At 70.0% G+C, this 11,790-nt stretch carries 9 protein-coding genes and 1 tRNA gene; 2 read left to right on the top strand and 8 right to left on the bottom strand.

Annotated elements, in window-relative coordinates; translation table 11 throughout:
• Positions 1-138 precede the first annotated feature (138 nt).
• The gene (locus ACFVXH_RS01615) at positions 139-924 is read right to left on the bottom strand and encodes a helix-turn-helix domain-containing protein (protein ID WP_387819562.1); all 786 of its coding nucleotides are present in this window, start codon (positions 922-924) and stop codon (positions 139-141) included.
• Between the two features lie 100 nt (positions 925-1,024).
• Positions 1,025-1,110, bottom strand: a tRNA-Leu gene (locus ACFVXH_RS01610).
• 92 nt (positions 1,111-1,202) lie between these two features.
• On the opposite strand from ACFVXH_RS01610, the gene ACFVXH_RS01605 reads away from it, so the two are divergent.
• Positions 1,203-1,859, top strand: a complete 657-nt coding sequence (locus ACFVXH_RS01605) for an ANTAR domain-containing response regulator (RefSeq protein WP_049651556.1) — start codon at positions 1,203-1,205, stop codon at positions 1,857-1,859.
• Between the two features lie 60 nt (positions 1,860-1,919).
• Here the strand turns inward: ACFVXH_RS01605 and ACFVXH_RS01600 are convergent, their stop codons facing one another.
• The 6 genes from ACFVXH_RS01600 to ACFVXH_RS01575 form a co-directional block, all read right to left on the bottom strand.
• Entirely contained in the window at positions 1,920-2,636 is a 717-nt protein-coding gene (locus ACFVXH_RS01600; protein ID WP_049651557.1) for an ABC transporter ATP-binding protein, read from the bottom strand.
• Entirely contained in the window at positions 2,633-3,445 is an 813-nt protein-coding gene (locus ACFVXH_RS01595; protein WP_387819882.1) for an ABC transporter ATP-binding protein, read from the bottom strand. The genes ACFVXH_RS01600 and ACFVXH_RS01595 overlap by 4 nt, the downstream gene beginning before the upstream one ends.
• An 8-nt stretch (positions 3,446-3,453) precedes the next feature.
• Positions 3,454-5,385: a branched-chain amino acid ABC transporter permease gene (locus ACFVXH_RS01590; protein ID WP_387819880.1), complete on the bottom strand. Its 1,932-nt coding sequence runs from the start codon at positions 5,383-5,385 to the stop codon at positions 3,454-3,456.
• Positions 5,386-5,390: 5 nt separating this feature from the next.
• Positions 5,391-6,320, bottom strand: a complete 930-nt coding sequence (locus ACFVXH_RS01585; protein ID WP_049651559.1) for a branched-chain amino acid ABC transporter permease — start codon at positions 6,318-6,320, stop codon at positions 5,391-5,393.
• A 177-nt stretch (positions 6,321-6,497) separates the two neighbouring features.
• The gene (locus ACFVXH_RS01580; RefSeq protein WP_387819559.1) at positions 6,498-7,724 is read right to left on the bottom strand and encodes a branched-chain amino acid ABC transporter substrate-binding protein; all 1,227 of its coding nucleotides are present in this window, start codon (positions 7,722-7,724) and stop codon (positions 6,498-6,500) included.
• Between the two features lie 601 nt (positions 7,725-8,325).
• Positions 8,326-8,838 carry a PaaI family thioesterase gene (locus ACFVXH_RS01575; RefSeq protein WP_380738784.1) on the bottom strand — a complete coding sequence of 171 codons (513 nt, stop codon included), beginning with the start codon at positions 8,836-8,838 and terminating at the stop codon, positions 8,326-8,328.
• Positions 8,839-9,062: 224 nt separating this feature from the next.
• Here ACFVXH_RS01575 and polA point away from each other — a divergent pair, with 224 nt between their 5' ends.
• On the top strand, positions 9,063-11,750 hold the full coding sequence (gene polA / locus ACFVXH_RS01570; RefSeq protein WP_387819878.1) for a DNA polymerase I: 2,688 nt from the start codon (positions 9,063-9,065) through the stop codon (positions 11,748-11,750).
• Positions 11,751-11,790 lie beyond the last annotated feature (40 nt).

Raw genomic sequence — 11,790 nt, 5'->3', positions numbered from 1 at the left:
ATGGGCGACATGGTCGTCACCACCGCCGGCTCACCCCCGGGCGTGGCCGGCCCCCCCACCCGCGCCGGCGGCCCCCCGGGGGGGCGGGGGGCCGCGGGCGCCCCGGGGGGGGGGGGGCCCCGCCGGGCCGCGCCGCCGTCAGTACTTGGGGCCGATGCGGGCGTCCATCAGGGCGACGGACTCCCTGCGGGCGACGGAGACGTTCGTCGCGCCGGTGGCGCGCGCAGTGGCCTTCCACTCGACGCCGACGGCATCGAGGGTGGCGGTGAAGAGCCCGATGATGTCGGTCGAGGTATTGGTGAAGAAGTACCTCGGGTACTCGTAGCGCTTCCGGACCCCGTTGACCGTACGGGTGGCCCAGTTGGTGATGCGGCACCCGTCGGAATGGATCAGGCCGCGCAGGAACTCCCAGGGGTGGGCGTCCACGATCTCCTGCTGCCAGGGTTCCAGGGCTATGGTGCGTTCGTGCTTCTTGCCTGGGCCGTGCTGGGGGAAATGGCAGGTGAGGTGGTTCGAATAGATCTTGATGTCGTGGCACCCGGTGCGGCGCACCCGGCAGGGCTTGTTGTTGGGGAGAACGTGACGCATCGCCTGTTCGACGGAATCCATGACGCCCGGCCACTTGTCGTCGCAGGTTATCTGGAGGCTCTGGGTCCTGCGGTACTCGTTGGGCAGCAGGATGTGGCCGTCACCGAGGTACAGGCCGAGCAGGTAGGAGTAGGCGGCTCGGTTCAGCTCGTCGCCGTAGCAGTGCACGCACGCGGAGCGCTTGCGGCCGGGGAGTTCGTTGCGTTTGGCGAGGTCCTGATGCTTCCACCAGGAGACAGTGCCCTTCGGGACGCGGAGGCGGCGGGCCACCTCGGCGTTGCTGAGACCTCGACGGAGGAGCTGGACGGCCTGTTCGCGGACAGAGAGTGTGGTCATGTGCGCCAGAATGGGACGTGACAGCCCGGTCCGTGGACACGTTGGATGTGATCCACTGGATACGGTGAAATCCCCAAAACCTGGGAATATGAGGAAAATCTGGTGCCGAGTGTGGGATTCGAACCCACACGCCCTTTCAGGCAATCGCTTTTGAGGCGATCGTGTCTGCCCTTCCACCAACCCGGCTGGTTCGCGCCCGTGAAGGATACCCTGTGAGCGCTGTCGGGCGCAGCTAGGTACCCTCGTGCATGCAGTACCCCGCCGGAACTAGGAGCCCCGTGAGCACCGCCGACGAGCAGGCGCAGCCGCTTGAGACCGATACGCCCCAGATCACCCGGATCGTGATCGCCGAGGACGAGGCGCTGATCCGTCTCGATCTGAAGGAGATGCTGGAGGAGGAGGGGTACACCGTCGTCGGTGAGGCCGGCGACGGGGAGACGGCGGTGCGCCTCGTGGAGGAGCTGAAGCCGGATCTGGCGATCTTCGACGTGAAGATGCCGGTGCTGGACGGGTTGTCCGCGGCCGAGCAGATCCACGACAAGCACCTGGCGCCGGTGCTGATGCTGACGGCGTTCTCGCAGCGGGAGCTGGTGGACCGGGCGCGGGACGCGGGGGCGATGGCGTACATCGTCAAGCCGTTCTCGAAGTCGGACCTGGTGCCGGCGATCGAGATGGCGGTGTCCCGGTACGCCGAGATGCGGGCGCTGGAGAAGGAGATCGGGGATCTCAGCCAGCGGTTGGAGACCCGGAAGCTGGTGGACCGGGCGAAGGGCGTGCTGCAGACCAAGTTCGGGCTGAACGAGCCGGCGGCCTTCCGGTGGATCCAGAAGACGTCGATGGACCGTCGGATGACGATGGCGGCGGTGGCCGAGGCGGTCATCGAGGAGGGCGAGGCCCAGGACCGCAAGAAGGCGGAAGAGGCCAAGCCCGAGTAAGCGTGCGGGAAGGGCCCGGCAGAAGAACGTTTCTGCCGGGCCCTTTTCGCGTGCAGGGGCTCAGTCCTCGCCGAGGTAGGCCTTGCGGACGGACTCGTCGTGCAGGAGGTCGGCGCCCGTTCCGGAGAGGACGATGCGGCCGGTCTCCATGACGTAGCCGCGGTCGGAGAGGGAGAGGGCCGCCTGGGCGTTCTGCTCGACCAGGAGGATGGTCGTACCGGAGGACTTCAGTTCCACGATGGTGGACATGATCTTCTGCATCATCAGCGGGGAGAGCCCCATGGAGGGCTCGTCCAGCATGAGCAGCTTGGGCCGGGACATCAGGGCCCGTCCCATCGCGAGCATCTGCTGCTCGCCGCCGGAGAGCGTGCCGGCGGCCTGGCGGCGGCGTTCGCCGAGGATCGGGAACAGGGTGTAGGCCCGTTCGACGTCCGCGGTGATGCCGGCCGCGTCGGTGCGCAGGAAGGCGCCGAGGAGGAGGTTCTCCTCGATGGTCATCCGGGGGAAGATGTGCCGTCCCTCGGGGGAGTGGGCGAGGCCGAGGGCGACGATCCTGTGGGCGGGGACGGCCGAGAGGTCCTGGCCGTCGAAGGTGATCCGTCCGGCGGTGGGCTTGAGCAGGCCGGACAGGGTGCGCAGGGTGGTGGTCTTGCCGGCGCCGTTGGTGCCGATGAGGGTGGTGACCTCGCCCTGTTCGACGGTGAAGCTGATGCCCTTGACGGCTTCGATCTTGCCGTAGGCGACGCGGAGGTCCTCGACCTCGAGAAGTGCGGTCACTGGTCGGACTCCGTAACGGCGGGGGTGGTGCCTTCGAGCGGGGCGCCCAGGTAGGCGGTGATGACGCGTTCGTCGTTCTGGACGGTCTCGCGGTCGCCCTCGACGATCTTCTGGCCCTGGACGAGCACCGCGGTGCGGTCGCAGAGGTTGAAGATGAAGCGCATGTCGTGCTCGATGACGAGGACGGAGATCCCCTTGTCGCGGATCGCGAAGACGAGTTCCTCGGCGGCCCGGGTCTCCTGGGGGTTCATGCCGGCGGTGGGTTCGTCGAGCAGCAGCAGGCCGGGTTCGGAGGCGAGGGCGCGGGCGATCTCCAGCTTGCGCTGCTCGCCGTACGGGAGGTTGCGGGCGAGGTGGTCGGCCTTCTCGGCGAGGCCGGTGAACCGCAGGAGTTCCATGGCCTTCTCGCGGCTCTCGGCCTCGGCGCGGTGGTAGCCGGGGCCGCGCAGGATGGCGGAGAAGATGCCCTCCTTGGTGCGGGTGTGCCGGCCGACCAGGACGTTCTCCAGGACGGTCATGTTGGCGAACAGCCGGATGTTCTGGAAGGTGCGGGCGATGCCGGCCTGGGTGACGAGGTGGGGCTTGGGCGGCAGCAGGGTGTCGCGGTAGCGGACGGTGCCCTCGGTGGGGACGTACAGGCCGGTGAGACAGTTGAAGAAGGTGGTCTTGCCGGCGCCGTTGGGGCCGATCAGACCGATGATCTCGCCCTCGCCGACGGTCAGGGAGACGTCGTTGACCGCGGTGAGGCCGCCGAAGCGCATGGTGACGCCGGTGACTTCGAGCAGGGGTGCGGCGGTGGTGGTGGTCATCGGGTCGGTCACGCCCCTGACTTGGTGAGTGCGGTCGGCTCGCCGGAGGCCTGGGCCGGGACGGCGGCCTCGTGGAACTCCAGCTGGCGGCGCCGGTTGGGGATGAGGCCCTCGGGGCGGACCCGCATCAGGACGATGAGGGCGGCGCCGAAGGCGAGGAGCTGGTAGTCGGCGAGGAACTCGAGCTTCTTCGGGATGAGGAAGAGCAGGGTGGCGCCGGCCAGCGGGCCGCTGATGGTGCCCATGCCGCCGAGGATGACGGCGGCGAGCAGGAAGGCGGAGTTCGGCGGGAGGGCCTCGGCGAAGGTGTACTGGTCGGGGGTGACGGTGTAGCTGACGTGGGCCTGGACGGTGCCGGCCAGGCCGGCCAGCAGGGCACCGAGGGCGAAGGCGAGCAGTTTGAGCCGGAAGCCGTTGATGCCCATGGCCTCGGCGGCGGTCTCGTCCTCGCGGATGGCGACCCAGGCGCGGCCGATGCGGGAGTTGCCGACCCGGGCGAAGACCAGCACGACCAGGGCGGTGACCAGCAGCATCAGCAGGTAGTAGTTGGAGAAGCGGCCGAGTTCGACGCCGGCCACGGTGTGCGGCTTGCCGAGGTCGAAGCCGAGGATCTGCAGGTCCGGGATGCGCGGGATGCCGTTGGAGCCGTTGGTGACTTTGGGGCCGGTGGTGCCGTTGAGGTTGAGCATGGTGATGCGGAAGATCTCGCCGAACCCGAGGGTGACGATGGCGAGGTAGTCGCCGCGCAGCCGCAGGGTGGGGGCGCCGATCAGGACGCCGAAGACCATCGAGACGACGGCGCCGGTGAGCATCGCGGCCCAGAACGGGAACTGGACGTGGATGGGCGAGGCGGGGGAGCCGGAGACCAGGGCGGCGGCGTAGGCGCCGACGCCGAGGAAGGCGACGTACCCGAGGTCGAGCAGGCCGGCCAGGCCGACGACGATGTTGAGGCCGAGGGCGACGGTGGCGAAGATCAGGATGTTGGTGGCGACCGAGGTGTACTGGTCGCTGGTCTGGGTGAACGGGAAGCCGGCGGCGGCGGCGAAGGCGGCGCCGGTGGTGACCGGGCGGTGCTTGACGGTCAGCGCGCGCAGCCGGGCGAGCAGGCCGGACCTGGTCAGGGCGGGGACGGCGAGGGCGACGAACAGCAGGTAGCCGGTGAAGAGTTCGCCGTACTCGGTGTCGATGCCGAAGGTGATCGCGAACAGTCCGGTCCCGAAGGCGAGGACGATCAGCAGCACCTCGACCCAGGAGGGGAGGGCCCGCGGCGCGGCCAGCGGGCGGTCGATCCGGCCCAGCCGCAGCCCGCTGTTGGCGAGGTGGCCGAGCTGGAGCAGCAGGACGACGCCGGCCGCGATGGCGAGGCCGCCGGACAGGGCGGTCATGACCGGGGCCACCGGCTTGTCGCCGGGGATGGCGTGCGCGCCGAACCAGGCGGCGGGGGCGACCGGGACGAGCAGGAAGAGGCGCCTGTCGAGGATCCGCAGCGGGACGGCGGTGCGGCGGTCGAGGGGCAGGCCGAGGGCGCCGAGGACGGCGAGCAGGCCGCCCGCGGCGAGCACCCAGCCGCCGGGTTCGAGGTTGGTGGTGCCGCCGAGCTCGGAGGAGATGGCGGCGACCGCGTAGACGGCGACGGTGAGGGCGCCGGTGGCGGCGTACAGGACGGCGTTGTTGCTGCGGGTGGGGGCGGCCCAGCGCAGGCCGGGGACGCCCTGGGCGGCGAGCAGCAGGACCAGGGTGAGCAGGCCGGCGGCGAGGGCGAGCCACTGGAGGCCGGCCGGGGAGCCGTAGTAGGTGAGGTCGCCGGGGAAGTCGGAGGTCCAGGTCCAGGACATGGCGGCGGAGGCGGCGGTGGCGAGGGCGCCGAGTCCGGTGACGGCGGCGGCGCCGCGGGCCGGCAGCGGGACGACCGGGGTCGTCTCGGTGTGGGTGGTGGTCATGGTGGTCACGCCCTGTCCGCGACGCGCTCGCCGAGCAGGCCCTGGGGCCGGATCAGGAGGACGAGGATGAGGAGAACGAAGGCCCAGACGTCCTTCCAGGCGCCGCCCCCGAAGAGGTGCATGCCGGGCAGGTGCTGGATGTAGCCGGTGGCGAGGGCTTCGGCGAGGCCGAGGGCGAGGCCGCCGAGCATGGCGCCGTAGATGTTGCCGATGCCGCCGAGGACGGCGGCGGTGAAGGCCTTGAGGCCGAGGATGAAGCCCATCCGGAAGTCGACCTGGCCGCTGCGCAGCCCGTACGCGACGGCGGCGACGGCGGCGAACGCGGCGCCGATGGCGAAGGCCATGACGATGATGCGGTCGGTGTCGATGCCCATCAGCTTGGCGGTGTCCGGGTCCTGGCTGGTGGCCTGCATGGCGCGCCCGGAGCGGGTGCGGGTGACGAACCAGCCGAGGGCGAGCATGCACAGCGGGGCGGCGATGATCAGGAAGAGGTCGCTGCGCTGGATGGTGACGGAGCCGAGGCTGAACGGGTCGCCGGGGATCTTGGGGAAGACCCGGGCCTTCTTGGCGTCCGGGTAGAAGGAGAAGACGAGCTGCTGGAGCAGGATGGACAGCCCGATCGCGGTGATCAGCGGGGCGAGCCGTGGGGCGTTGCGCAGCGGGCGGTAGGCGAAGCGCTCGGCGGCGACGGCGGTGAGGGTGGAGACCAGGATGCCGGCGATCAGCATGAGCGGCAGGGCCAGCCACAGGGTGGTGCCGCCGGGGAGGGCGAGGTAGGCGGTCAGGGCGCCGAAGCCGCCGACCATGACGATCTCGCCGTGGGCGAAGTTGATGAGCTGGACGATGCCGTAGACCATCGTGTAGCCGATCGCGACGAGCCCGTAGAGGGCTCCGAGGATCAGGCCGTTGGCCAGCTGCTGCGGTAGGTCGTGCACCGCTGGGCCTCCGTAGTGCGTTCGGGGTGTCCGCGTGGGTGGTGGATGTGGGTGCGCGCGGGGGCACTCGTGGCGCCCCCGCGCGTGGTGGTGGTGAAGTGGCGCCGGCGGTGCTGGTGGTGACTGGGCGTCAGGTGGTAGGGCGGTTCTTCGGGCAGTCCCTGAACCGGCCCTGAATCAGCCCTTGAAGGTGCCGGACTTCTCCACGGCCCACTTGCCGTCCTTGACGGTGTAGACGGTGAGCTGCTTGTTGGTGGTGTCGCCGAACTCGTCGAAGGAGACGGTGCCGGTCACGCCGGCGAAGCTGACCTTCTGGACGGCGTCGCGGACGGCCTTGCGGTCGGGGACCTTGCCGTTGTTGTCCTTCACGGCCTGCTTGACGCCCTGGATGATGGCCCAGGCGCTGTCGTACGAGTAGCCGCCGTAGGTCTCGTAGGCGTCCTTGTAGCCGGCCGCCTTGTAGTCGGCGATGAACTTCTTGGCGGTGTCCAGGCTCTCGACCGGCAGGCCGACGGCGGTGGCGTAGTCGCCCTGGCTCTTGGGGTTGAGCTTGATGAAGTCGCCGCTCTGGATGCCGTCGCCGCCCATCAGCGGGATGTTGACGTTGGCCTCCTTGAGCTGGAGGGAGAGCGGGCCGGCCGCGGGGTACTCGCCGCCGTAGTAGACGGCTTCGGCGCCGGAGCTCTTGACCTTGGTGACGATGGCGGCGAAGTCGCGGTCGTCGGGGTTGACGTGCTCCTCGCCGACGAGCTGGCCGCCGAGCTTGGTGAACTCGCCCTTGAAGGTGCCGGCCAGGCCCGCGCCGTAGGTCTTCTGGTCGTCGATCAGGAAGACCTTGGTCTTCTTGGCGTCGTTGTAGAGGAACTGGGCGGCGAACGGGCCCTGGACGGCGTCGGTGGTGGCGGTGCGGAAGTAGGACGTGAACGGGCGCTTCTTCTCGCCGCTGGCCCACTTCTCGCCCTGGCTGAGGGCGACGCCGGTGTTGGCGGGGGAGACCTGGACCAGGCCGGCGTCGTCGAAGATCTGCTGCATCGACTGCGACACACTGGAGTTGAGCGGGCCGACGACGCCGAGGACCTTGGGGTCGCCGACCAGCTGGGTGGCGTTCTGCTGGCCGGGGGCGGGCTTGCCGGTGTCGTCGAGGGCCTTGATCTCGAACTTGACGCCGGGGACCTCGTTGGTCTCGTTGGCCTTCTTGATCGCGAGGTCGGCGGAGTTGCGGATGCCGAGGCCGAGGGCGGAGAGGTCGCCGGTGAGCGGGGAGTCGACGCCGATGACGACGGTGGTGGAGCCGGAGTTGGAGTTGCCGCCGTCGGCCTTCTTCTCTCCGCGGGAGCCGCAGGCGCTGAGGCTGAGGGCACCGATAACGGCAATGCTCACGACAACTGCTGAACGGTGACGCACGAGGGTCCCCTTCGGTTCAGGAGGCGCCCGCGCCGGAGTGGCGGGAGCCGGAGTGCGCGGAGGGCCTGGCCCAATCGAATGGCGCGGTGACTGGCCGTGACTCTAGATGCCCTTGGGCGACTCGGGCAGTACTGGGCGCAGGCTGTGATTCTCTTGTTATGAGCACACGGAGTATTTGTCTCACCATGTGGTCGTTCCGGTTCGATCGACCCCGAGATGGCGGGCGTTTACGCACTGGTGGGGCGATGTAAGGCCCAGAAATGGGGGTTGCAGCTGGCAGCGCCGATTATCGGACGCTCGTGTCCGATGCCCTGCTTCCGACCTTGAGCGTCCGCATTGCGGACAACGGGGGCGCGGCCGAGTGGTCCCGGGGCGCCTGAAGGCCTCGGAACCGGCAATTGATCGGATTTCCTACTTGTTACGCAGCGTTACGAGCGCGGGATGTGTGCCGACCGCGCCCGGACATGTGAACGCCCCCTTGTCCAGACCAACGCCTGCCCAAGGTGGCGGAAGGTCAAACAAGGGGGCGGAAAAGGGACTTGATGTTGTCCGGAGTGAACTCCGTTCCGCTGTGCGGACGTTGTCACGCCTCGGAGTTCGGTCAGAGGTCGCGCAGCATGCAGGTCAGCCGGCAGCTGGTGATCCGCCGGCCGGTGTCGTCGGTGATCGCGATCTCGTAGGTGGCGGCGGTGCGGCCCTTGAACACGGCCGTCGCCACCCCGGTCACCAGCCCGGAGGTGGCCGAGCGGTGGTGGGTGGCGTTGAGGTCCACGCCGACCGCGTAGCGGCCGGGACCGGCGTGCAGCATCGCCCCGATCGAGCCCAGCGTCTCGGCCAGCGCCGCCGACGCGCCGCCGTGCAGCAGCCCGTACGGCTGCTGGTTGCCCTCCACCGGCATGGTGCCGACCACGCGGTCGCCGGAGGCCTCGACGATCCGGATGCCGAGCTTCTCTCCGAGGTGGCCGCCGGAGAAGGTCTGCGCGTTCACGCCGAGCTTGGCGAAGTGGTCCAGCACGTCCTGCGGGACGTTCAGGACGGGCGTGCCGTCGTGCGCGCTGTCGGGGGCGGTGCCGGGGACGGTCTCGGGGGCGGTGTCGGGGACCGCGTCGGTCATGGGGGAACTCCTGCCGCTCGGGGGTGTGCCGCCTGTGATCGTACGACCGTCCTACTCATAGGTAGCAGCGGTGGCCGGACCGGCGCGGCGTCCTTTTTGTCGGTGCCGGGCCATAGGATCGGTGGCCGGTAGTGGAATCGGCAGGAACGGACGTTGACGTGGCTACGCAGAGTACGGACAAGGGCGCGACGGGTGGCGGCGGGGCCGGCCCGCGGCCCCGGCTGATGCTGCTCGACGGGCACTCGATGGCCTACCGGGCCTTCTACGCCCTGCCCGTGGAGAACTTCAACACCTCCACCGGCCAGCCCACCAACGCGGTCTACGGCTTCGCCTCGATGCTCGCCAACACCGTCCGGGACGAGCAGCCCACCCACCTCGCCGTCGCCTTCGACCTCTCCCGGCAGACGTTCCGCTCCGTCGAGTTCCCCGACTACAAGGCCAACCGCGCCAAGACGCCGGACGAGTTCAAGAGCCAGGTCGGCCTGATCGGCGAACTGCTCGACGCCATGCACGTCCCCCGGCTGACGGCCGAGGGCTTCGAGGCCGACGACATCATCGCCACCCTGGCCACCGCCGCCGAGGCGGCCGGCTACGACGTCGACATCGTCACCGGCGACCGCGACTCGCTCCAGCTGGTCACCGACCACGTCACCGTGCTCTACCCGACCAAGGGCGTCTCCGAGCTCACCCGTTACACCCCGGAGAAGGTCGCCGAGAAGTACGGCGTCACCCCGCGCCAGTACCCGGACCTCGCCGCCCTGCGCGGCGACCCGTCCGACAACCTGCCCGGCATCCCCGGCGTCGGCGAGAAGACGGCCGCCAAGTGGGTCAACCAGTTCGGCTCCTTCGACGAACTCGTCGCCCGCGCCGACGAGGTCAAGGGCAAGATCGGCGAGAAGCTGCGCGACCACCTCGACTCGGTCAAGCGCAACCGGGTGCTCACCGAGCTGGTCCGCGACGTCGAACTCCCGCTCGGCGTCACCGACCTGGACCGCAAGCCGTTCGACAAGGACGCCGTCGGCACCCTGATGGAGTCGCTGGAGTTCCGCAACGCCAACTTCCGCGACCGCGTCTTCGGCATCGACCCGTCCACCGGATCGGACACCGCCGAGGCCGAGCTCGCCCCCGGCGTCGAGGTGGACGGCGAACTCCTCACCGACCCGGGTACCCTGGCCGCCTGGCTGGCCGAGCACGCCTCCGACGGCAAGACCACCGTCGCCCTCGCCGCCGTCTACCAGTGGGCGCTCGGCACCGGCGAGGTCACCGAAGTCGCCCTCGCCGCAGGGGAGACGGCCGCCTGGTTCGACCCGGCGCTGCTCGCCGAGGAGGACGAGCGGGCCTTCGCCGGCTGGCTCGCCGACGCCGCCGCCCCCAAGGCCCTGCACATCGCCAAGCAGGTCATGCGCGCCTTCGCCGAGCGCGGCTGGACGATCGACGGCGTCGTCGCCGACACCGCGCTCGCCGCCTACCTGATCAAGCCCGGCCGCCGCACCTTCACCCTGGAGGTGCTCGCCGAGGAGTACCTGGGCCGCTCGCTCACCCCGGCCCCCGCCACCGAGAGCGGCCAACTCTCCTTCGACGCACCGGAGGAGGACGAGACGGCCGCCGCCCGGTCGCTGATGCTCCAGGCCCGCGCCGTGCTCGACCTCGCCGCGCTCTTCGACACCCGCCTCGCCGAGGTCGGCGCCGTCGAGCTGACGCGCGACATGGAACTGCCCATCGCCGCCCTGCTCGCCCGCATGGAGCGCTACGGCATCGCCGCCGACCGCGAGTGGCTCACCCGGCTGGAGGCGCAGTTCGCCGCCGAGATCCAGCGCGTGGTGGAGGAGGCGCACGCCGCCGCCGGCCGCGAGTTCAACCTCGGCTCGCCCAAGCAGCTCCAGGAGATCCTCTTCGGCGAGCTCGCGCTCCCCAAGACCAAGAAGATCAAGACCGGCTACACCACCGACGCCGACGCGCTCACCTGGCTGGCCACCCAGACCGACAACGAACTGCCGGTCATCCTGCTGCGCCACCGCGACCAGGCCAAGCTGCGCACCACCGTCGAGGGCCTGCTCAAGACCGTCTCGCCCAAGGGCCGGATCCACACCACCTTCAACCAGATGGTCGCCGCCACCGGCCGGCTCTCCTCGCAGGACCCGAACCTGCAGAACATCCCGGTCCGCACCGAGGAGGGCCGGGCGATCCGCCGCGCCTTCATCGTCGGCGAGGGCTACGAGTCGCTGCTCACCGCCGACTACTCGCAGATCGAACTGCGGATCATGGCGCACCTGTCCGAGGACGAGGCGCTGCTGGAGGCCTTCGCCTCCGGCGAGGACCTGCACACCACCGTCGCCTCCCAGGTCTTCGAGGTGCCGGGCGCCGCGGTGGACGCCGAGATGCGCCGTAAGATCAAGGCGATGTCCTACGGCCTGGCGTACGGGCTGTCCGCGTACGGGCTCTCGCAGCAGCTCGGCATCAAGCCGACCGAGGCCCAGGGCCTGATGGACACCTACTTCGAGCGCTTCGGCGGCGTCCGGGACTACCTGCGCCGGGTCGTCGACGAGGCCCGGGCCACCGGCTACACCGAGACCCTCCTCGGCCGCCGCCGCTACCTGCCGGACCTCAACAGCGACAACCGCCAGCGCCGCGAGATGGCCGAGCGGATGGCCCTCAACGCCCCGATCCAGGGCTCGGCCGCCGACATCGTCAAGATCGCCATGCTCCGGGTCGACGAGGCGCTGCGCACGGCCGGCCTCACCTCCCGGATGCTGCTCCAGGTGCACGACGAAATCGTGCTGGAGTTGGCCCCCGGCGAGCGCGAGCGGGTCGAGGCCGTCGTCCGCGAGCAGATGGCGGGCGCCTACCCGCTGCGCGCCCCGCTGGACGTCTCGGTCGGCGTCGGCCCGAACTGGGAGGCCGCCGCGCACTGACGGGTGGCCTTCGGGCGGGTCCGGGCGCGCGAGGCGTCCG

This window comes from Kitasatospora sp. NPDC058184 (assembly GCF_042883725.1).
Lineage (GTDB): Bacteria > Actinomycetota > Actinomycetes > Streptomycetales > Streptomycetaceae > Kitasatospora.
The sequence above is the reverse complement of the archived record's forward strand: the minus strand, read 5'-3'. Positions and strand labels throughout refer to the sequence as shown.

Bases quoted from the DNA above. Each gene is read 5' to 3' on its own strand.
- ACFVXH_RS01575 (WP_380738784.1), bottom strand. From the start codon at position 8,838: ATGACCGACGCGGTCCCCGACACCGCCCCCGAGACCGTCCCCGGCACC.
- polA (WP_387819878.1), top strand. From the start codon at position 9,063: ATGCTGCTCGACGGGCACTCGATGGCCTACCGGGCCTTCTACGCCCTG.
- ACFVXH_RS01615 (WP_387819562.1), bottom strand. From the start codon at position 924: ATGACCACACTCTCTGTCCGCGAACAGGCCGTCCAGCTCCTCCGTCGA.
- ACFVXH_RS01595 (WP_387819882.1), bottom strand. From the start codon at position 3,445: ATGACCACCACCACCGCCGCACCCCTGCTCGAAGTCACCGGCGTCACC.
- ACFVXH_RS01590 (WP_387819880.1), bottom strand. From the start codon at position 5,385: ATGACCACCACCCACACCGAGACGACCCCGGTCGTCCCGCTGCCGGCC.